The following is a 20,127-nucleotide window of genomic DNA, read 5'->3' on the forward strand; positions in this document are numbered from 1 at the left end:
ATTATTTGTTGGACAAAATTTAGTGGTCCTTAAAGAGGCCGACTCGACCAACAATTATCTTAAGGAACTATTGTCAAATACTAAGCCAGTTGCCGACGGAACGGTCATTATGGCAGAAAGCCAGTATGCCGGGCGCGGGCAGCAGCAAAACAAGTGGCATAGCGCCCCGGGCATGAACCTGACATTCAGCCTGCTACTGCGCCCCTCGTTCTTACCACTCGGGCAACAGTTTTACCTTACACAAGCGGTCAGCATTGGCGTAGTGTCCGCTTTAAGACAGGCAACGTCCGAAAACGTACAGGTAAAATGGCCCAATGATATTTACTTTGGCGACAAAAAGCTGGGCGGCATCCTGATAGAGAATATCGTGCAGGGCAGCAATATCAAGCATTCTATAGTTGGCATCGGCCTTAATGTTAACCAGACCGATTTCCCGCCCGAGGTGCCCAATCCCACATCGGTAAAGCAGATATTACACAGCGATCACGATCTGCATCAATTATTATCCCAAATTTGTGCTCATATAGAGGCCTGGTACTTAAAGTTAAAGGCCGGCAAATGGGACGAGATCCGTCAGGCTTATCTCAATAATTTATATTGGTTAAACCAGGAGCGGGAATTTTCGTCGGATGGTGTAGACTTTACCGGGACGATCACCGGCATTACCGAACACGGTTTTTTAGTTGTGCGTACGGAAAGCGAAGAAAAAGAGTTTAATTTGAAACAAATACAGTTTTTAAACAAATAAGCATAAATGAAAAAGTTACTTTTTGTATTAGTGTTGATGCTGGCCGGCCGCGGTGCTTTTGCCCAGATAGAAAGCCACGTTACCTGGGCCTATGCTGCCAAAAAGGTAAGCGCTACCGAAGCCGTAGTATTGATCAAAGCTACTATCGATGACGAATGGCATGTTTACTCGCAAACCGTAAAAGACGGTGGCCCGATCAAAACATCGTTCAAATTCACACCATCAAAAGAATTTACCCCGGTAGGTAAAACCACCGAGCCAAAGCCGATCACTAAATATGAAAAGAACTTTGGCATGGATGTAAGCTATTTTGAGAACTCGGTAGTTTTTCAGCAAAAAGTAAAACTGAAAGGCAAAAAAGCCACTGTTAAAGGTAGCCTGGAGTACATGACCTGTAACGATCAGAAATGCTTACCGCCGGAGACCGTTGAATTTTCGGTTAACGTAGCCTTGTAATTTAAAAGATAGCCTAACATGAGAAGGTTGTTGTTGATATTGATCCTCGCGCTTGGCGCGAGGGCATCGTATGCCCAGATAGCGCAACACGTTACCTGGGCTTCGGGCTTTAAAAAAGTGTCGGCTGCCCTGGGCGTGGTAATGCTGAAAGCGACGCTTGACGAGGGTTGGCACATTTACTCGGCCACCACCGGCAAACCCGACCCGACTAAAACGACCATCGCGTTCGGTGCATCAAAAACGTATGCCCCCGTGGGCAATATCATCCAGCCTAAACCGATCAGCAAATACTTTAGCGGCGCTAAAATGACGCTGAGTTACTTTGAAGGCCAGGTGGTGTTTCAGCAAAAAGTTAAGCTGAACGCTAAAACAAGTAAGATAAAAGGCACGGTAGACTACATCGTTTGTAACGACCACACCTGCCTGCCGCCCGAGACCTTTGAATTTACCGTACCGGTAGCCATATAATTACTGTAATGAGATCCTTTATTTATCGCGGCGTGAGGCCGCTTATTTTTTTGTTAGTACTGATGGCTTTTGCCTTCAGCGGTACCGCCTATGCACAAACAGACTCTGTGAGTACTGATGATGTAGAATTCACTACCATTCCTACCCGTGCCGATAGCATTAAAGCTTATCAAAAAAAGCAGGACAGCATCAAAAAGGCCGAGGCGGCTAAAGCAACCACAGCTCCGGCTGCCGAAAAAAAGGCTGACAGCAAACAAAGCTTATGGCAGATCTTCATTGCCGGGTTTTTAGGCGGCTTTGCCGCATTCCTGATGCCTTGCGTTTACCCGATGCTGCCGCTGACGGTAAGTTTCTTTACTAAAAAAGGCGGAACGCGTAGCAAGGCGATAGGGCAATCGGCATTGTATGGTTTGTCTATCATTGTCATTTATGTGGCCTTAGGGTTTATAATTACGTTGGTATTCGGCCCATCGGCACTTAACGGACTGGCCACGAACGGCATATTTAACTTCGTGTTCTTTTTATTGCTGGTGATTTTCGGGGTGTCGTTCTTAGGCGCGTTCGAGATACAACTGCCAAGTTCGCTGGCCAATAAAATGGACGAGAATTCGGATCGTGGCGGTTTGATCGGTATCTTCTTTATGGCAGCTACGCTGGTGGTAGTGTCGTTCTCTTGTACCGGTCCGATCATCGGTTCGGTATTGGTTGATGCAGCTACCAAAGGCGAACGCTTGGCACCAGCCATAGTGATGTTGGGCTTTTCGTTAGCGCTGGCATTACCGTTCACCATTTTTGCCATGTTCCCATCGGCGCTGAAGAGCATGCCAAAATCAGGCGGATGGCTGAATAGCGTTAAAGTGATCCTGGGTTTCCTGGAAATAGCCTTCGCCCTGAAATTTTTATCGAATGTAGACCTTGCTTACCACTGGGACCTGATCGATCGCGAGGTATTCCTGTCGCTTTGGATAGCCATTGGTATACTGATGTGCTTGTACCTGATCGGCAAGATCAAATTCGCACATGACAGCGACCTGCCGCACATGTCTGTACCGCGTACTTTTATCACCATCGCGTTGTTCGCCTTTACGGTTTATATGATCCCGGGCTTATGGGGTGCGCCGCTAAAGTCGATCAGCGCGTTCCTGCCGCCAATGAGTACGCAGGATTTTGACATATCATCCGGCACAGGTTCGGCTCCGGCAGCCGCCCCTGCAACAACCATCATCAAAGAGAAAAAGTACGAAGAGATATTTAAACGGCTGCCAAGAGTTAAAGGGGTAGATGATTGGTACGACTATGACCAAGCCATCGAAGTTGCCAAGCAATTGAAACGCCCGGTGCTGATAGATTTTACTGGTTGGAACTGTGTTAACTGCCGCCAAATGGAGGCTAATGTGCTCCCTAAACCCGAAGTGCTTAAGCGCTTGCAAAATGATTTTGTAGTGGTTCAATTAGTTATCGACGATAAAACCGAATTACCGGAGAGCGAGCATTTCATCTCTAACGTTGACGGGAAAAAGGTAACTCAATTGGGTGGCAAATGGTTGGATCTTGAGATGAGCAAATATGACAATAATGCCCAGCCTTATTACGTGATCATTAACGAGAAAGGCGAACCGTTGGTAAAACCACACGGTGTATTACCTGTCGAGGAGTTTGTAAAATACCTTGATAGCGGCATAGCGGCCTATAAAGCCCAAGCCCAACAATAACCGTAAAGTCATAATATCGATATACAAGGCGGCGCTTAAAATAGGTGCCGCCTTTTTGCGTTTTATGGACAGATCTTTTACTATTATGATAAGCTACCGTTAAAAGCCCTTAATAGTGAATTTTATAGCCGATACACAAAAATTAAGTGTAAATTTGCAGCGCTTTAAGCGTACCTGATACACTAAGCAGGTCTGCGCATCGGTAAACAAGCATTTCAAAACTTAAATGAGTCAAGTAAAAAAGATAGGCGTATTTACATCAGGTGGCGACGCCCCGGGTATGAATGCTGCTATTAGGGCAGTTGTTCGCAGCGGCCTGTATTATAATTTAGAAGTGGCGGGTATCCGCCGTGGTTACGAAGGAATGATCAGCGGTGATATCTTTGATATGGACCGCAAATCGGTAGGTAACATCATCCAACGTGGTGGTACTATTTTAAAGACCGCCCGCAGTGATCAGTTCCGCACCCCTGAAGGCCGCAAAACGGCATATGATAACTTAAAGGCCCACAACATTGATGCTCTGGTAGCGATTGGTGGCGACGGTACTTTTACCGGCGCAAATATCTTTAGTCAAGAGTATGACATCCCTGTACTGGGCTTACCCGGTACAATTGATAACGACCTTGCCGGTACTGATTTTACTATCGGTTATGATACGGCTATCAACACCGTGATAGACGCTGTAGATAAGATCCGCGACACGGCAGAGTCTCACGATCGTTTATTTATTGTGGAGGTAATGGGCCGCGATTGCGGTTTGATCGCTTTACGTACAGGTATTGCAGCCGGGGCCGAAGCGATATTGATCCCTGAGACCAAAACGGATGTTGATGCGCTGTTCGCTCATTTAGAGCATGCCCGTAAAGACAAATCATCAAAAATAATTATGGTTGCCGAAAGCGGCGAGGCAGGTAATGCTTTCGATATCGGCCGTCAGGTTAAAGAGCGTTTCCCGCAGTATGATACCCGTATCTCTATCCTGGGTCACATACAGCGTGGCGGACGCCCAAGCTGTATGGACCGCGTATTGGCCAGCCGCGTAGGCGTAGCCGCCGTAGAGGGCTTAATAGGAGGCCGTAAGAACGAGATGGTTGGCATCGTTAATAACGAGATCGCTTATACACCGTTCGAAAAAGCGATAAAGCATAATGTAGAGATCAACGAGAAGTTCTTGAAGATCGTTGAGATATTGGCGATATAAGCCTTGAGTCGGAAGTCTCAAGTCAAAAGTCTTAAGTCAGGATAACGTCCTTACTTGAGACTTTTTTATTTCGGAACATTTGACCTAAGACTTTCGACTACGGACTTAAGAGTTACAACAGCTTCTCTGCCACTTCTGCCCAATTGTTAACCCGTTCATATTCGGTCAGGCCAACATTATGCGGTGAGGTGAATAGCAAGTGCCGACCGATCTTTGGGTTGAAATTTCGGGCGCGGTCATCTATCATAATGTCCACATCAACTATCTTGTACCCGCAGAATATGATGTTGGTCCACGAGATGAATGGAAAATGGTCTGCCAGCCAGGCTTGTTTATCCTCTAACGATAGCGGGAACTCTGTAGCTGCCGATACAATGAACACCTCATATTTCTCGCACAACTTCTCTACAGTTTCAATTGCCCCCGGGATCACCTTCAGGTCGCGGAAGAAACCTTTTTGATTCAGGTAAACGCGGAGACTTGGCAACAATTCCTCGGGCAGTAATTCGCCAAATTCTTTGCCGTGCATTTGCTCAAGGGTGTAATTGAAACCGTGGTCGCGCTGGTAAAGGGAAATGAATTTATCTATGGGGTCGGCCAGCACCTCGTCCATATCAATAGCGATGCGTAGTTTGTTCATGTCGGGGCAAAGGTCGGGAAAAATGTTCGGAGTTTGTGGTTAGTGGTTGACAGGAGTGCGTTATTCTTTTAGCAAAGCTGACGAGTTGACTCACCCAACATCGCTTCGCTCGCCACCCCCTTCGCCTTCGGCGGGAAGAGGGGTTAAAAACCCTGTAGAAAACTTAAGTTGACGGCTGTTCCCGACACGGATGGATCGAGAATGCACACAACTTCTCGCCCCTCACGGCTTCACCGCCAAACCATACTCCCCCGAAAAGTACGTTACGGAATTGATCTCGTCCAATATGTTAAACATCAACGGCGCCCTGCCTGCGGGCACGCCCATTGGCGGCGGCGGGGCACCGCTGGAGGCCGGCGGTGGTTTTACACCCGTCAGTTTGATCTGATAGGCGAATTTGGTTGCCGCATCATCAAGCCCGAGGAGCGCGCGGGGGATCAGCATCTCGCAGACCAGGGCATTCCCCTCATATTTAAGCTTGGCCTTTATCCCGTACTCGTTATAAATGGACAGCACACTGTCGGTGATGCCCGCGAAATTCAGCACCTTCATCTCTTTTAATTGAGGGATAGCACCAACAATGGTCACTGAGTCTTTTAATATCGGGAACCTCGGCCTGACCCGGCCCTCCGGAGAAACGGCGTAACCCGAATCCGGGAATGGGAAAGTAATAGCTGGTCCCACTAACTTTTTATCCCCCTTACCTACTATAATAAACGAGACACCGCCCGCCAGTATCTTGGCTGTCACCGGGATATCTGAGACTTAAAGGCCAGGTAAAGCTGATCTTTGTTGTTTGCGATGACGTACTCCAATCGTGTGGCCTTGTTGTAAGCTTTCAGTTGGCCACCACCCCATTCGGACAGCGATCCGTCTATTTTGGTTTGCTCGGGTAGCCATTGGGCCGTGGTTTGGGTGCTGGATAGTTTTTGAGCTTGGGTGGTGAGGGTTGTGAATATTGCTATGAGGGTGATGAGAATTTTCATGGGGTGCTTTATCTACTATAAAGATAGTTGATGACTTGACGACTTCAACAACGTTACACAACTTTATTTTTTTGTAACTTTCTTGTAGGGCGCCTGAGCGTTATTATTTCTTCTCCTCCAGCATCTCCCAAGTCTGCACCCCCACAACCCCATCTGCCACGATCCCCTTCAACGCCTGAAACGCCCTTACGGCAGTTTCCGTCTTCGGCCCAAAGTCGGCATCTGCTTTAAGGCCGAGTTTGTTTTGCAGGATCTTCACCAGGGCGGGGTCATTCTTTGCGCCTCGGCGTAGGGTAGCGTATGGAATAGGCTTAGGCGGGTTTATGATCATATTCACCTTCTTCCTGAACTCGTCCATATCAAAACCTGGGTCGGTTTTGCGGCCTTTGGGGAGGGCGTATTCTTTGTGGCCGATGCAGCATTCGGCGCCTTTGCCAATGTGTTTCAAAATGGCTGCCACGCCTCGTTGGTAAGCATCTAACTGGACTTCGGGCCAGGGCTGATCGTCGGGACCTCCGGTGTTCTCGGCTTCGATGCCGATGAAGTGCGTATTACCTGCCGTGATGCCTTGCCATGCGCCTTTACCTGCATGGTAACATTTGCCGGCAGCGATCAGGTGATAAGTCCCGTCGCGGCCAAGGCCTAATTGGGATAAGGGGCCTTTAAGTGTGCCGTGGCCATTGATAAGCACTTTTAACGCGGGCATATTGCCTTTTTTGCTCGGAGTGGCGGTGTGGTGGCATAGTACACCTTTGATGATGCCCATGGGGCCGTGACCTCTGTCCTTCCAGCCGTCGGTCTCGGATACTTTTAGTCCGGCGTTCTTCAGTACGTCGGCTAACCAGGTGAGTGAATAGGCCATTATTGGATACCTCCTTTCTGACCGTCAGTTGTGGTCTTGATAAAATGGGGATGAACGGCAAATATTTGTTCGATGGTTTGATATGCCGACAAGGAAATTGCGCCCATCAGCAAAAAGGTGGAGCCGGCGCAAAAGACCGGTCCAAGGATGTTTGATCCTGACATGATGTGAAATTTAAAATGTGATAAAAAGAATGTTTAGGTTGATCCGTTCAACATAAATGAACAGATCGCAGAGAGGGTAAAAGCGGAAACAAGACCGACCCTAACCCGAAGGATAAAATATGAGCAGCATGGTTAAAATGATAAATATTGAAGGAGGAATGAGAGACATAAAGATACGAACTAAACCTCAAGTAACCAAATATTTATCAAAATAAACCATGCCGCGCTATGTGCCAAAGGCTGGCATAAATTATTAAAAGTAAAGCTTTAAATGCTACGAGTTAAAGTGGTACAGGAATACCACATCACCGGTGTAAGCAGGCTTTTTCTGGTCTTCAATTTCAAGCGTAACGCCGATGGTAGCCTTGGTCACCCCGCGTAAATTGGCAATGGCGTTCAGCTTGGCTACAAGCCTTACGCGGCTATCCACAGTAACGGCCTGGGCAAAGCGCAGGTTCTCTATCCCGTAATTGATCTGCATCTTAAAATTCTGCACGTTAGCAACCTGCGCCCACAGGTACGGCAATAACGACAGCGTAAGGTACCCATGCGCAATAGTAGCCTTGAACGGGCTTTCGGTAGCGGCGCGTTCGGGGTCGGTATGTATCCACTGGTGATCCAGCGTGGCGGTAGCAAATTGATCTATCTGCTGCTGGGTAATGGTATGCCAGTCAGACGTGCCCAGTTCGGCGCCCAAGTGGCTTTCAAATTCGGCGTGGTTGTTAATGGTGATCATAGCAATAGTTTTGTTTGGAGGGCAAAGATAGTAAACCCGCACTATTTGCTTGTATATACATTGGCTAAATGCGATAAGCACGGATGCGGCTAAATGTTTCACAAACATTGTCGTTCACAGCTGGTTATATCTTCATAATTAAATACCCATACTACCATGAAAACCATTTTAAAGACACTTACATTCGCTACCGCTGTAGCTGCCTTAGCATCATGCGGAAATGCCGACTCTAATAACGCCAGCCATGCGGCAGATTCGGCCAACGCGTCAACCATCGCCGCTACCGACTCGGCCAATCGCCAGCAGATCGCCATGATCGATTCGGCCAAGGATAAATTAGACTCGACCCACAAAGCCGATGTGGAAACCAAAGAGGACGCCGCCAAATTTTTGGTAAAGGCATATGAATCGGGCATGTACGAGGTTGAGTTAGCTCAGTTAGCAGTTAAACAGTCTGCCAACGTAGAGGTGAAAAAACTGGCCACGCACCTGGTAACCGCCCACAAGGATATCAATACCAAAATGCAAAAGATAGCGCTTGACGGCAATTACAAACTGCCTGGTGGCATCGACAGCGACCACGCCAAAGCCGAAGGCGATCTGTCCAAACTGACCGGTGCGGAATTCGATAAGAAATTTATGGAGATCATCAAGTCCGGTCATGAAAAGTCTGTTGAGACTTACGAGGACGCGGCAAAAGGTTTGGGCGCAGGCGCAACTAAAAGCTTTGCCACAGCAACGCTGCCGATGATCAAGTCGCATTTGGATATGATACAGAAGATGAAATAGTCTGGGCCGTTGATCGACCGCTGAGGAGAAGATCACGCTGATTCCGCTGATGGAATAAATTACAAAAGGACTTCCCGAGGGAGGTCCTTTTCTTTTGATGTCTGATATCTTTACAAACCTATCCTGGTGTAAAAAGCCACCTGTATTACATGGTTAAGAGTATGTGACTGTCTTTGGTTGACGTATTGATTCAGATACCCGGCCTCCAGGTCCATTTGCTTATTGAAGCGGTAACCGAAAGCGGCGTAAGCGCGGTTTTGATCAAAGATGCGGCCATTGAAATTACGCTTGTTCTGTACGTTAAGGAAGAACTCATTTTGCAAAGCCACAAAAGTGCCATTGGTGAATGGGGCTTGTTGGCTGGTCGGGATCACCGCCCTGATAAAGTAACGGAAGCGTTGACCAAAAACATCAGGCGAACCGCCCTGACCACCTAAAAACCGTTGCTCTAAACGGAAGCGGTGTGTAAAGCCGGTATTGGTGCCCGCCTTATGTGTTAAAATGAACTGTTCGAACGTGCGATGTTCCAGACGGTAGGTGTGCTCGTCATTAACTGTCCGTCCGTTAGTGCCTACGTAAGCATATCCCACATCCAAATGCTGGTTTTTATTGAACCAGTAATTGACAGATGGTCGCAGCAAGATAGTCCTCAAGTAATCGGCACGATCGGCCGAGCGTAACTGCCCGTCGAACGAGATACCCCACTTGTCGTTAAACTTTTGCGTGTGGAACCAGGCCGCCCAGCCCGTTAGTTCGTTAGTTTGGGCCGATGCTGTGCGGGCAAAGGCGATGAGGATGGTTAAAGTGAATAATAGCTTCTTCATAGTGGTAGCCCCTAACCCCCTGAAGGGGGAATAGAATTAGATCTTGGTTAGATATAAGTGCAAGTTACAACTTTAATGGAATTTCTGCTGCCCCTCTAGAGGGTTGGGGGCTACTCCTTAAACCTCGCGATCACCTTCCTGCCCAGATCAAACGTCACCCTAAAGGCTTGCTGGCTACTGCTCGTCCCCTCCGGTGTTTGGTGGAAGCTGAAAATGAATTGCCCTTTGATGTTCTTGAACAACAAGGGTGTGTACATAATATCCACCCGGTTATAGGTCTTTTTAGAAAAGTACGAGTCGCCGTAAACAATGTTGTGGCCCTCGCCTTTGTAAAACTCGTCGTAAAGTGCAAAGCGGTGATAATTCAGGTAAACGCTTGCAACGATGCCTTTCGGCGTACGGAAACCGTCGAACCCGCGCGAACGCTCTAAGGACATCATACCACCGGCCTCGACCGTCAGCGAGTCGAAGATGGTCTGCTTGCGGCTAAAGTCCATACCCAAGCGTATCTGTGCGCCACCGTTGTCGTTAATATGGTCCGTTGGTAACAGAACCTCGGCACCGGCATCGTGCAGTAAAAAGAAGTAATGCTTAACGTAAAAACTGCCCTCCAGCTTTGGTGTGTACTTACCCGACGCGCCAAAAATGAACTGCTCGCGGTCGGTCATGGTCTGGCGGCTCAGCCAGTCGATAAAGAAGGTCTCGGTAAAATGCTCGTTCTTGTATCGCGCCAGCAAACCTTCTACATTCGGGCGAAAGTAGCGCAGCGTATCGTTCATCAGCGCACGCGGGAAATCGCTTACTAAATTTTCGCGCGGGAACGCACCGGCATTAAATTGCCAGTTGGTGCTATGGTGCTCGTAGTAAAACACGGGGTCTATCTTGCCGAAGAATGGCTTAGCGCCAAACTCGCGCAGGCCGTTAACACCTACCACAAAGCGGTTCACGCTGTCCAGGTTCAGGCCAAAGTCTAAAGCGACACGCGTACCTGAATAGGTGCGAGAGCGGGGAACAAATTCTTTGTACTCGCGGTTATCCAAATAGCCGAGGCCATTAAAATGCACGTCGACCGATTGGGCTGATGCCGTAGCGGCGGTGATGCAGAAAAGGATAAAAAGCAGGTAATGTTTATTGATCATATGAGGGGTAAATTATTCAACGGTAAAACTAATAGCCCGACTATTACGCCCGCCGGGGAAGGGGTTGGTACGGATAGAAAAGATCAGCTCGTATTTGCCCTTTACCGGCGGAGCGATCAGTTTAAAGTTATAATGCCCGGTCTGATGCGGGACGATGGTCAGCCCGCCAATATCGTCACCGGCGCGTACTGGGTAAAGCTCTTTATCACCCTGGAAAAAGCAGGCAGCTACCACCAACTCGTGCGGGTAAGGGGCATTTTTAAAATTGATGGGGTAGGCGTAAGGGTTACTGATCGTCAGGTCCAGATCTAATTGCTGGCCGGGTGCAGCCGTCAGTTTATTTTCCGCGATGCGGATATCTACTTTTTGAAAAGTACGAACGCTATCTACCCATTGGCCGTACCATTTGCCGCGGGCGGTGGCAAAGCTATCCTGTTGCAGGCGTTCTTCTTTATAATCGGTAATGTAGAAGGCCCGCTTGTGCTGCATGCTATCCTCTATCGGCCAAAGGTCGAATTGGGTGCGGCGGTAGGCACGGCTATCATAAGCAAAACCTTTTAAAGAGTTGGTATAATAGCAATATTTAGATGCTTCCTGAAAACCGCTGGTCAGGATCACGTAGTTATCACCCGCGCGTTCTTTGATCTGTTGTGCCCAGGTCTTGTAGCCGTAGTAGCTTTGAAAACGGGAACTGTTTTTGATAAATGCAGGCGGCCAGATGAGCGATAAGCGTAGGGCGATAATAAGAATAATGTTAATGATCGCCAACTTTCCGAACCACTTAGGGAACTCGCCACGCTGTTTAAAACGGATGAGCACCAGCATAGCTAGCGGTGCGAATGCGATGAGCGTCCAGTGCGATTGTACTTCGCCTTTTACCGTGTTCAATAAAAAGAAGATCACCGTACCGATGAAGTTCACCAACAGGCAGCGGATGAAGGTGTCCTTCACTTTAATGGTCAGCGCCAGGTAGAACAGGAACCAGCCGATCAGCGGACCACCCATCAGGATCTGTCCGGGGAAATAAAGCAGGGTAGTTATGGGGTCATACGTACTTGCCGAACGTTCGTACAAGTGGTAGTTCAGCGATGGATAACCATGGCCGATCTGCCATAAAATATGCGGCAGGTACAACACGGCGGCTACCACAACGATCAGGTAAAAACTGCCACGCTTAAGCAGTTTGATATTGGACAGTACAGTAAAACCTATGAGCAATACCCCGTGGTATTTGCTGTACAGCAAGCCGGCAATGATCAGGCCTAAAAGTAGCGCCCATTTCACCTTATCATCGTCGATATACTTTTGGTAGATATAATAGAACAGCGTGGTGAAAAAGAACAGCGGCACATCGGGCGTGGTAGTAAAGCCATAGATATGCAAGATCAGCATGCCCGACATCACCAAAATGAACCAGCGTGCCTCCACCGCGTAATGCTTCAATATTAACCATAGCAGGTAAATGGACGCGCTGCTGGCTAATACCGTTGTTAACCGCAAGCCTAATTCGTTATGCACCAAAGCATCGCCCAGCCAAATAAAAATGGCCACTGCAGGCGGGTGATCGTAATAGCCCCAGTCCAGAAATTTAGCGTAGATCCAATAGTAAGCCTCGTCGGGGTGTACCTCCATGGTGTAGGATTGGAGGATGTTCAGCGCCGTCCAAAACAACAGGAAATACCAAATGGGCTTATCAGATCGGCTGTTGGTATTTAGAGTAGCGTGGGGCATCAAGGCGTGCAGAATTTTTGCAAAGGTATAACATCTTAATAATTATGTTTGCAGATATCGACCAATGACAAATATCATGACCCAGGAGATACTTATTATCCGAAAAACACGCGAGTGGCTTCTGGCCTCGCTCGAGAACTTTACTATCGAACAATTGAACACTATCCCGCCCGGATACAACAACAATATCATGTGGAACCTTGGGCACATGGCCGCTACCCAGTTAGGCGTGTGCTACCTGCGAGGGGGCGTAGATCTTCCGGCAGGCACTAATGAGTTTTTTGAGACCTACCGCTCAGGTACCAAACCCGAACGCCTATACACTACCGAAGACCTGGAACAGATCAAGACCTATTTCTTCTCCTATTTTGATCAACTGCAAGCCGATGTTCAGACAAGCAGGTTTGATAACTACACGCCATGGACTACCAGATACGACATTGCCGTTAAAAACATTAATGATGCAGTAGGCTTTCTGCCTTTCCACGACGGGCTGCATATTGGGGTGATATTTGGGTTGAGGAAGTTGGTTTAGGGTTAGTAGATCAAAGATAAGTTAATTAGAGGTTAGGGATATGAGACTTGGATACCTTGGTTTTCTGGTGATGTTTATTTGGGGATGTGGCGACACCGGTAAGCAAAAGCCGACAGTGAAAAATAGCGCTATCCAAACAGTTGAAGCAGCAAAGCCTGACACATCAATAACTGACATTAGCGTTGATGTAACGGAATTTCCCAATGACACTGTCTATCCTGCCCGCATCTTGACTGAAGGTGACTTTCATAATGATGAGGTAAGCCCCAAAGATAGTAAACTCTTGTGGATGGGCGTCTTCCGCACCGATACCGGATATTGCGTAGCGCCTTGCAAAATCATGGTATCGAAAACGCGGGATGTTGTTTTAGATTATGAGGCAGGCCCCGAAACTGGCTGGGCGGTCAAGACCGACCAAAAAGACACATCGATCTTATTGATCGGTGGCCTTAAAGATCTGGCGCGACGTACCGTTATACCCTTGCTAAAAGATACGGTCATCTTTATCAATAAACAGACCCGCTTCAATTACAAAAATACCAGCTACACCATTTACGCCAGGGCTCAAAAGGGCAAACCAAATGGCAACGATGGCCCGACCCGGAACTATCAGATCTGGATAGAAGCCGTGATCGATCAGAAACTGTATAAACAGCTCTTGGCATCGTCAGCCCAGACCGACTATGAAATGTTGCTGATCTTTGCTGGTGATATTGACGGTGATGGTATCCCCGACCTTATCATTAACACAAGCGGTCACGAAAATACCGTGCAACCCACTTTATATTTGTCTAAGCCGGCAGCGCAGGGACAACTGCTGAAGGTGATGGGCTTGCATACGATAGTGGGTTGTTAATTGCAAAAAGAGATGGCCAAAGCTGGCATTAAAACAGGCGAATAACTACTCCCAAAACTTGGACATGAACGAGCCGAACGTGTTGGTTGCATCGTAAGGTTTATCAAAAAAAGCCGCTACATTATGGTTGAACCAGCGTTTGTTCTCGTACAACGTGCCATGGCCCGCACCTTTCATGATCCAAAGATTAGCTTTGGGGATATGCTTGTAGATCAATTCGGTATGTTGCTGACGGATCACGTCGTGTTCGCCGGCCATGATCAGGGCGGGGCATTTGATCTTACTTAGTTCTTTAGGGTCGATGTGCGGTTGCTGATAATCCAGCAGGAACATTTTTTTATCCCGTTGCTCGGCATAGGTGTAGGCGGGTTTCTTTTGTATCTCGGGATATTCGCTAACCATATCCAACCAGGTTTGCTTCTCAAACGCTGTCGGACCCGGCCAAAGGTTAGCCCCTGTAGATACCAGCTTTTTAACTTTATCGGGGTGGCGTATAGCCAGTTCAAGCGCGTTAATGCCGCCATCGCTCCAGCCTATTACGTAGGCCGGGCCGGTGTGCATGCTATCTAAGAGCGCGGCAAAGTCGTCGGCCATCATCTCAAAACTGATCGAATCCAGATCGTTTATGGAATGTCCTTGCGAGCGGCTATCCGGAACGATCACCTTATACTTTTTAGTAAAGTAGGGGATATTGCCTGTGAAACTACTGCCGTTGCCGTTGTTGCCATGAATGAGTAACAATGGTTCGCCCTCACCGTAGGTCTCCACATACATATCAAATCCGCGCACGTTGTAATAACGCCCGGCGGACTTGTTGTTGCCATAAGGGGTATGGTCGCGGCAACCGGTCGCCACTACGATCAAAAAAAGCAGTGTTAGGGTAATAGCGTTCTTCATGGCTTGGATGGGTTACTGTTCTACTTGCTTCTTATCGGCCAGCTGATCAAAATAGTCCATGATCTTTTCGTCGACATTAGTATCGAACTTGCGGGCATAGAACTTGCCGGATCCTACCAGGATCTTGACATCGTCCATGGTCAGGATGTCCGGGTTGGCATTGCCACGTTTAAAGCGGATATAGCGCAGATGGTCATCAATCACAGTATCCTTTAAATGGGAGTTTATGAGGATGGTTTGGAAAACGATCTCGTCGCAACCCCAGGTCTGCTTAAAAAAGCGGAAAACGTTGGGGTTGTTGCGCATATAATCAATAGCGTAACGGGCGCCCTCAATATTCATGGTGAACCACTGCGAGCGGCCATAGGCCGTTAGGTTATTAGGCAGTTTCTTTTTAGGGAACAGCCAGGGCAGCTTAGTAACTACCCATTGCAACTTCCATTTCAGCGGGAAATCGTAAACGCCAAAGTGGTATTTCTCTAAACGCGATATGGTAGCCGGCCAGTTCTTGTAGATATCGCGGTAACGCATAAAGGTCTTATCCGGATGTTGGAAAAGGAACTCTTGTATCTCCGCAGCGCTTTTCAGCGGATAATCCTGACCGCTTAACAAGTTGATATGGCTGTAGGGTTTGCCCGTTTTTATGATATCGTCAAAGGCATCCAAACAAACGGGTATGCAGGTAAAATCGGCCCAGCCTACAGGTTTACGCGGCTCTGTAAAAGTAACGTTGGGTAGGTCGGCAATGTAGCGGAACGGTTCTATGTCGGTCTTACCGTCAAGATGAATGTAAATATCCGCATCGGGGTGTACCAGGCGTTTTACCAAACGCTCTAACTGATGCGGGTTTTTATGGGCAAGTATAAAATGCGCTAATCTCATAGGGTAGGTTCAGGCAAACAAATTACGAATTTATTTCGTCCAATCGTTTCTGAAAAATATCGGCTAAAACTTTGGCGTTACTCTCGTCAAACATCTCTTTATGGTCGCCCGGCACTACGTGTACCTGCACCCCGTCCAACGCGTAGGGTTTCCAGCCCAGGGTCTTGCGGTCATCCACATAGTAAAAACGGCGCTTGGCACGGTAGATATCTACCTTAACATGATATGGCTTTAATACGTAATTGTAATATGCCGTGTTCAATTTTACGGCTATAGCGTGCATAAAATCGGGCATGTGCTCGCGATCGTAATGTTTAATAATACCGATCTTGTTCAGCCATATCTTAAAGCGCGCGGTATTGTTCACCCGTAAAAACTTGATCAGCTCTACCGGCTCATCAAAAATGGTACGGATACGGTGGAAGAACTTGCCGAACTGACGGCCTATCTTCACACCCAGTTTTTTACTCATGGGATAGCGATGAGTGGGCAACTGCACATTGGTATCGAACATGGCCAGCAGGCGCACATCCTTACCCATCTCCTTCAGCTGTTTCACCATCTCGAAACCGATGTATCCACCGAACGAATATCCCGCAAAGGCATATGGACCAACAGGATCGTTACGTAGCACTTCAGAAATATAAAAGGCAGCGATTTCCTCCATCGTCGCGGGCACTTCCATAGTGCCATCCAAACCGATAGATTGTATGCCGAACACCGGCTGATCTGCCGATAATTGCGACACCATATGGTTAACATTGAACAGGTTCAGCCCGATACCGTGGATGATGTAGACCGGGATCTTTTTGCCGCCGGGTTTCAGCGGCACTAAGGTTTTATACTGCGCATGCAGACCAGGCTCGTCTATCAGCGATGCCAGATCCTTAATGGTAGGGTGGCTTAACAGGGTAGATATGGGCAAACGTTTGCCGAACAACTTCTCTATCCGCACCATAATGCTTACGCCAAGCAGGGAGTTGATCCCGAGCTCGCAAAGCTTATCGTTAACGCCGATCTTGTCCACATCAATGTGTTGAGCGGCTATTTCGGTCAGTTTTTGCTCGGTTTTTGTGCTGGCTTCCTGGTATTCGTCGGATACGTACTTGTTCATCACCGGCTCGGGTAACGAACCTCGGTCCGTTTTACCGTTCGGCATCAGCGGGATAGCGCCAATGATCATGTAGGCATGCGGCACCATGTATTCGGGCAGTTGCTCTAACAAGCGGCCCTTCCAACGGTTAATAGCAGCTGCCTCGTCGGTAATGCTATCCATATCCTCGGGCACAACATACGCCACCAGGTGCAATTGATCGTGGGTATCTTTATGCAGGATGATAAGTGCCTGCTTAACGTCGTCATTCTGCTTTAGCTGATACTCTATCTCCTCGGTCTCTATACGGTAACCCCGTATCTTGATCTGATGGTCGATACGGCCCAGGCACAATATCTCGCCGTTAGGCAGCAGTTTACCCAGATCGCCCGACTTATACATCATTTTGCCCGGCGTGGTCGAAATATGATCGGTAATGAACCTTTCTTCGGTCAGCTCGGGTTTGTTAATGTAACCCACGGCTACACCATCGCCGCCAATGTATATCTCGCCAACCTCGCCGGGGATCACCGGTTTCAGTTGCTCATCTAAAATGTAAACGTCGGTATTGTCTATCGGGTGGCCAATGGTGATCACCTCATCATCCATACCAACTTTTTTAATGATGGAATAGATGGTGGTCTCGGTAGGGCCATACATATTCCAAAGCTCGTTACAGCGCACTACCAGTTTTTGGGCCAGATCTTTGGTCATGGCCTCGCCGCCGCAAAATATTTTGATCGGTAAGCGTTGCAACCAACCCACTTCCAACATGGTGCGCCACATGAACGGCGTGCCCTGCATAATGGTAATGCCTTCGGCAATGGCTATCTCTAACAAAGCACGACCATCTTTTACCAACTCGGCATCGGCTATCACCAGCTGACCGCCTGTGATCAGCGGCAGGTAAACTTCCAGCTCGGCAATGTCGAAAGAGATGGTGGTGGTATGCAGCATCACGTCGTCGGCCGTCATACCCGGCTCTTTTTGTACGCTTTGCAGCAGGTTGACCAGGCCGCTATGCTTCACCTCTACACCCTTAGGATTACCGGTAGAACCCGAAGTGTACAGGATGTAAGCGATGGTATCCTCGGTAACCAGCGTAGGGAAACTGCTTGCATCCTGTGAAGGTGCAGCTTTCAGCGCTTCTTCCAAACAGATCACTTTGTAGCTGTCCAGATAAAGCGGTTTATATTCTTTCAGCGTGATGATGGCCTTAACGGCAGCATCATCCAGCATATATTTAATGCGGCCTACCGGGAATTTGATATCTAAAGGCAAATAGGTTGCGCCGGCCTTTATTACGGCCAGCAGCAAGATCACCATCTCTGGCGAACGGCTTACAGCTACCGCAACGTTATCGCCGGGTTTGATACCCTGGGCAATAAGATAGCGGGCCAGCTGGTTAGACAGTTCGTTCACCGTCTGATAGTTAACCACCCGGCCATTATGCCTGATGGCCGGCTTTAACGGGGTGGCTACACACCGATCTTCTATCAACTTATCTACAGTGATCATTCAGGAATTACCTTTCATGTTTTGTTGAGGGTCACAACTACGCTCCAAATGCTTAAAAATAATAATTTTTGATCAAAATTATTATCCCCGGATGTTGGTAGTGCAAACTATGCAAAAATGCTTGTTTTTATATGATATACGCAAAACTTATTGCAGGGTTATCTCAATAGTAATGTTTATTTGATCTAGAAAATAAGTATCGTGCGATATTACTAACAGCGTTCCGCGGTATTCGTTTATGGCCGAGGTCAATATCCCGATGTTTTGCAGATCCAGGTTATTGGTCGGCTCGTCTAAAATAATTACATCCGGCGCCTGGCTCTGTATGGCCAACGAACACAGGATCAGCCGCATCTTTTCGCCCCCGCTTAAGGACCTGCAAGGCTTATCCAGATCATCCGTCCCGAACAGGAACCTATCCAACCGAATGCGGATATCGTGCTCCTGCAATGCCCCCAAATTAAATTTTTGCGCTTGCTGATATACGGTCAGTGTATCATCGATTAACGAATAGTCCTGATCGATGTAAATGGCATTGGCGATAACGCTGTTCAACGTGCCTGATGTCGGCACGATCTGCCCTAAGATCAATTTGATCAACGTAGTTTTCCCCGAACCATTTTGCCCTCTGATGGCTACTCTTTCTCCGCTCCTGATCTGAAAATTTAACGGTTGATGCCAGAGCTCAGCATCGTGATAGCGGAAGTTTATCCCCTCAGCATCCACCAATATCTTCCCCTTGTGCAGCGATGAATTATCAAGATCCATCTTCATTTTATCAACGGCGGGCTGCTCTTTGCGTAAAGTCGATAACTTACCGGCGATAGACCCCGTTTTTTCGGCATGCACCCCGGCCAGCTTCGAGCTGCTGTTCTCGGCCTTGTTGCGCATGGTGTTCATCATGATCTTGGGCATGCCGGCCTTTTCCTGTTTCTTTTTGCCGCGGGCATCCAGCTTTTGCTGTCGCTCGGCGCTCTCGCGGGCTACCTCTTTGGCTTTGCGCAGGGCTTTTTCTTTGCTGCGGATATCATCCTCTAGAGCGCCGGCCTCTATCAATTTTTGTTCGGCATAAAACTCGTAATTGCCACCGTAAGTGGTAATGCCACGATGGCTTAACTGACACACAGTATCCAGCATATTGAGCAAGGCACGGTCATGACTGACGACGACCAAAGTATGCCTTGTGGATGAAATATATTTGTACAGCAACTCCCGCCCGGCAACATCCAAATGGTTGCTCGGCTCGTCTAATAGTACCGCTTCGGGCTGGTGGATGTGGATGCCCGCTAAAAACACTTTGGTCTTTTGTCCGCCGCTTAGGGATGCCATGGGCGTGTTAAGGTCGATATCGCCCAAGCCCCAAAGCGCGAAGGCTTCGGCACAGCGTTGTTCTATTTCCCAATCATCGTCCAGCGTCGACATGTTATCGTCGGTAACGTTACCCGCTAAAATTTGGGCAAGGGCGGTCAGCTTGGCATCTATCTGCAAAGCTTGCGCAACGGTCACATCATTAAATTGCCCTAAGATCTGTGGAACATAATAAGGCTTCGGCTCCGCTTTTACCGAACCACTTGTCGGCTGCAACTCTCCGCCCAATAATTTCAATAATGTAGATTTGCCGGTACCATTGTTACCTACCAACGCAATTTTTTGGTGCTTGTTTACTGTAAGATTAATGCCCGCAAAAAGGACATCTTTATTTGGATGGGCATAGTGCAGCCCCTGTATCATCAACATAAAATAATTTCTTTAAAAGGTGGATACTGATGGCCGTGAGATGGTGGCCCTGGGTTATATCGTCTTTCGGAAAGAAATTAAGAATTACATAAAATGTTATTGATGTTGACGGTGCAAAGATAAGGATGTTACGTTAAAATCAAAAAAGCC

At 48.0% G+C, this 20,127-nt stretch carries 21 protein-coding genes; 8 read left to right on the forward strand and 13 right to left on the reverse strand.

The annotated features are described in order from the left end of the window. Positions 1 to 22: 22 nt before the first annotated feature. The 5 genes from IRJ16_RS06975 to pfkA all read left to right on the forward strand — a co-directional run bounded on the left by IRJ16_RS06975 (position 23) and on the right by pfkA (position 4,588). The gene (locus IRJ16_RS06975) at positions 23 to 748 is read left to right on the forward strand and encodes a biotin--[acetyl-CoA-carboxylase] ligase (protein ID WP_290246078.1); all 726 of its coding nucleotides are present in this window, start codon (positions 23 to 25) and stop codon (positions 746 to 748) included. Positions 749 to 754: 6 nt separating this feature from the next. Further along, the gene (locus tag IRJ16_RS06980) at positions 755 to 1,204 is read left to right on the forward strand and encodes a protein-disulfide reductase DsbD N-terminal domain-containing protein (RefSeq protein ID WP_194110806.1); all 450 of its coding nucleotides are present in this window, start codon (positions 755 to 757) and stop codon (positions 1,202 to 1,204) included. An 18-nt stretch (positions 1,205 to 1,222) separates the two neighbouring features. Continuing rightward, positions 1,223 to 1,672 carry a protein-disulfide reductase DsbD domain-containing protein gene (locus tag IRJ16_RS06985; RefSeq protein WP_194110807.1) on the forward strand — a complete coding sequence of 150 codons (450 nt, stop codon included), beginning with the start codon at positions 1,223 to 1,225 and terminating at the stop codon, positions 1,670 to 1,672. An 8-nt stretch (positions 1,673 to 1,680) separates the two neighbouring features. Further along, a complete protein-coding gene (locus tag IRJ16_RS06990) occupies positions 1,681 to 3,384 on the forward strand; it encodes a protein-disulfide reductase DsbD family protein (RefSeq protein WP_228079914.1) in 1,704 nt (567 codons plus the stop codon). Positions 3,385 to 3,610: 226 nt separating this feature from the next. Then, entirely contained in the window at positions 3,611 to 4,588 is a 978-nt protein-coding gene (gene pfkA, locus IRJ16_RS06995; RefSeq protein ID WP_194110808.1) for a 6-phosphofructokinase, read from the forward strand. 112 nt (positions 4,589 to 4,700) lie between these two features. Here pfkA and IRJ16_RS07000 read toward each other — a convergent pair whose 3' ends face one another. From IRJ16_RS07000 to IRJ16_RS07025, 6 genes are all read right to left on the reverse strand, one after another. Further along, complete coding sequence (locus tag IRJ16_RS07000) at positions 4,701 to 5,228, reverse strand: 5' nucleotidase, NT5C type (RefSeq protein WP_228079917.1); 528 nt, start codon at positions 5,226 to 5,228, stop codon at positions 4,701 to 4,703. A gap of 222 nt (positions 5,229 to 5,450) precedes the next feature. Then, positions 5,451 to 5,978, reverse strand: coding sequence for a hypothetical protein (locus tag IRJ16_RS07005; RefSeq protein WP_194110809.1), 528 nt, complete (start codon positions 5,976 to 5,978; stop codon positions 5,451 to 5,453). Further along, complete coding sequence (locus IRJ16_RS07010; RefSeq protein WP_194110810.1) at positions 5,975 to 6,214, reverse strand: hypothetical protein; 240 nt, start codon at positions 6,212 to 6,214, stop codon at positions 5,975 to 5,977. Before IRJ16_RS07010 ends, IRJ16_RS07005 begins: the two co-directional genes overlap by 4 nt. A gap of 103 nt (positions 6,215 to 6,317) precedes the next feature. After that, positions 6,318 to 7,076, reverse strand: a complete 759-nt coding sequence (locus IRJ16_RS07015) for a peptidoglycan recognition protein family protein (RefSeq protein ID WP_194110811.1) — start codon at positions 7,074 to 7,076, stop codon at positions 6,318 to 6,320. Next, the gene (locus tag IRJ16_RS07020; RefSeq protein WP_194110812.1) at positions 7,076 to 7,240 is read right to left on the reverse strand and encodes a hypothetical protein; all 165 of its coding nucleotides are present in this window, start codon (positions 7,238 to 7,240) and stop codon (positions 7,076 to 7,078) included. Before IRJ16_RS07020 ends, IRJ16_RS07015 begins: the two co-directional genes overlap by 1 nt. Before the next feature lie 274 nt (positions 7,241 to 7,514). Next, complete coding sequence (locus tag IRJ16_RS07025; protein ID WP_194110813.1) at positions 7,515 to 7,976, reverse strand: MaoC family dehydratase; 462 nt, start codon at positions 7,974 to 7,976, stop codon at positions 7,515 to 7,517. 156 nt (positions 7,977 to 8,132) lie between these two features. Between IRJ16_RS07025 and IRJ16_RS07030 the strand changes: the two genes are divergently transcribed. Further along, entirely contained in the window at positions 8,133 to 8,765 is a 633-nt protein-coding gene (locus IRJ16_RS07030; protein ID WP_194110814.1) for a DUF4142 domain-containing protein, read from the forward strand. 110 nt (positions 8,766 to 8,875) lie between these two features. On the opposite strand, the gene IRJ16_RS07035 is transcribed toward IRJ16_RS07030, so the two are convergent. The 3 genes from IRJ16_RS07035 to IRJ16_RS07045 form a co-directional block, all read right to left on the reverse strand. After that, complete coding sequence (locus IRJ16_RS07035) at positions 8,876 to 9,589, reverse strand: DUF2490 domain-containing protein (RefSeq protein WP_194110815.1); 714 nt, start codon at positions 9,587 to 9,589, stop codon at positions 8,876 to 8,878. 110 nt (positions 9,590 to 9,699) lie between these two features. Next, a complete protein-coding gene (locus IRJ16_RS07040; protein WP_194110816.1) occupies positions 9,700 to 10,728 on the reverse strand; it encodes a hypothetical protein in 1,029 nt (342 codons plus the stop codon). 12 nt (positions 10,729 to 10,740) lie between these two features. After that, positions 10,741 to 12,459, reverse strand: a complete 1,719-nt coding sequence (locus tag IRJ16_RS07045) for an ArnT family glycosyltransferase (RefSeq protein WP_194110817.1) — start codon at positions 12,457 to 12,459, stop codon at positions 10,741 to 10,743. Positions 12,460 to 12,535: 76 nt separating this feature from the next. On the opposite strand from IRJ16_RS07045, the gene IRJ16_RS07050 reads away from it, so the two are divergent. Together IRJ16_RS07050 and IRJ16_RS07055 are read left to right on the forward strand one after the other, a co-directional pair. After that, positions 12,536 to 12,994: a DinB family protein gene (locus tag IRJ16_RS07050; RefSeq protein WP_194110818.1), complete on the forward strand. Its 459-nt coding sequence runs from the start codon at positions 12,536 to 12,538 to the stop codon at positions 12,992 to 12,994. A 40-nt stretch (positions 12,995 to 13,034) separates the two neighbouring features. Then, entirely contained in the window at positions 13,035 to 13,850 is an 816-nt protein-coding gene (locus IRJ16_RS07055) for a hypothetical protein (RefSeq protein WP_194110819.1), read from the forward strand. 45 nt (positions 13,851 to 13,895) lie between these two features. Here IRJ16_RS07055 and IRJ16_RS07060 read toward each other — a convergent pair whose 3' ends face one another. The 4 genes from IRJ16_RS07060 to abc-f form a co-directional block, all read right to left on the reverse strand. Continuing rightward, positions 13,896 to 14,747: an alpha/beta fold hydrolase gene (locus tag IRJ16_RS07060; protein ID WP_194110820.1), complete on the reverse strand. Its 852-nt coding sequence runs from the start codon at positions 14,745 to 14,747 to the stop codon at positions 13,896 to 13,898. Between the two features lie 12 nt (positions 14,748 to 14,759). After that, a complete protein-coding gene (locus IRJ16_RS07065) occupies positions 14,760 to 15,629 on the reverse strand; it encodes a beta-1,6-N-acetylglucosaminyltransferase (RefSeq protein ID WP_194110821.1) in 870 nt (289 codons plus the stop codon). A 22-nt stretch (positions 15,630 to 15,651) separates the two neighbouring features. Beyond that, positions 15,652 to 18,240 carry a non-ribosomal peptide synthetase gene (locus IRJ16_RS07070; protein ID WP_194110822.1) on the reverse strand — a complete coding sequence of 863 codons (2,589 nt, stop codon included), beginning with the start codon at positions 18,238 to 18,240 and terminating at the stop codon, positions 15,652 to 15,654. A gap of 147 nt (positions 18,241 to 18,387) precedes the next feature. Beyond that, the gene (abc-f, locus tag IRJ16_RS07075; RefSeq protein WP_194110823.1) at positions 18,388 to 19,977 is read right to left on the reverse strand and encodes a ribosomal protection-like ABC-F family protein; all 1,590 of its coding nucleotides are present in this window, start codon (positions 19,975 to 19,977) and stop codon (positions 18,388 to 18,390) included. Positions 19,978 to 20,127 lie beyond the last annotated feature (150 nt).

It is taken from the genome of Mucilaginibacter myungsuensis (genome assembly GCF_015222005.1).
In the GTDB taxonomy this organism is placed as follows: domain Bacteria; phylum Bacteroidota; class Bacteroidia; order Sphingobacteriales; family Sphingobacteriaceae; genus Mucilaginibacter; species Mucilaginibacter myungsuensis.

Coding starts and splice junctions, on each gene's coding strand:
- IRJ16_RS07070 (WP_194110822.1), bottom strand. CDS start 18,240: ATGATCACTGTAGATAAGTTGATAGAAGATCGGTGTGTAGCCACCCCG.
- IRJ16_RS07060 (WP_194110820.1), bottom strand. CDS start 14,747: ATGAAGAACGCTATTACCCTAACACTGCTTTTTTTGATCGTAGTGGCG.
- IRJ16_RS07055 (WP_194110819.1), top strand. CDS start 13,035: ATGAGACTTGGATACCTTGGTTTTCTGGTGATGTTTATTTGGGGATGT.
- IRJ16_RS07035 (WP_194110815.1), bottom strand. CDS start 9,589: ATGAAGAAGCTATTATTCACTTTAACCATCCTCATCGCCTTTGCCCGC.
- IRJ16_RS07010 (WP_194110810.1), bottom strand. CDS start 6,214: ATGAAAATTCTCATCACCCTCATAGCAATATTCACAACCCTCACCACC.
- IRJ16_RS07065 (WP_194110821.1), bottom strand. CDS start 15,629: ATGAGATTAGCGCATTTTATACTTGCCCATAAAAACCCGCATCAGTTA.
- IRJ16_RS07025 (WP_194110813.1), bottom strand. CDS start 7,976: ATGATCACCATTAACAACCACGCCGAATTTGAAAGCCACTTGGGCGCC.
- IRJ16_RS07030 (WP_194110814.1), top strand. CDS start 8,133: ATGAAAACCATTTTAAAGACACTTACATTCGCTACCGCTGTAGCTGCC.
- IRJ16_RS07045 (WP_194110817.1), bottom strand. CDS start 12,459: ATGCCCCACGCTACTCTAAATACCAACAGCCGATCTGATAAGCCCATT.
- IRJ16_RS07040 (WP_194110816.1), bottom strand. CDS start 10,728: ATGATCAATAAACATTACCTGCTTTTTATCCTTTTCTGCATCACCGCC.
- IRJ16_RS07050 (WP_194110818.1), top strand. CDS start 12,536: ATGACCCAGGAGATACTTATTATCCGAAAAACACGCGAGTGGCTTCTG.
- IRJ16_RS06980 (WP_194110806.1), top strand. CDS start 755: ATGAAAAAGTTACTTTTTGTATTAGTGTTGATGCTGGCCGGCCGCGGT.
- IRJ16_RS07015 (WP_194110811.1), bottom strand. CDS start 7,076: ATGGCCTATTCACTCACCTGGTTAGCCGACGTACTGAAGAACGCCGGA.
- IRJ16_RS06990 (WP_228079914.1), top strand. CDS start 1,681: ATGAGATCCTTTATTTATCGCGGCGTGAGGCCGCTTATTTTTTTGTTA.
- pfkA (WP_194110808.1), top strand. CDS start 3,611: ATGAGTCAAGTAAAAAAGATAGGCGTATTTACATCAGGTGGCGACGCC.
- IRJ16_RS06985 (WP_194110807.1), top strand. CDS start 1,223: ATGAGAAGGTTGTTGTTGATATTGATCCTCGCGCTTGGCGCGAGGGCA.
- IRJ16_RS07020 (WP_194110812.1), bottom strand. CDS start 7,240: ATGTCAGGATCAAACATCCTTGGACCGGTCTTTTGCGCCGGCTCCACC.
- abc-f (WP_194110823.1), bottom strand. CDS start 19,977: ATGTTGATGATACAGGGGCTGCACTATGCCCATCCAAATAAAGATGTC.
- IRJ16_RS07000 (WP_228079917.1), bottom strand. CDS start 5,228: ATGAACAAACTACGCATCGCTATTGATATGGACGAGGTGCTGGCCGAC.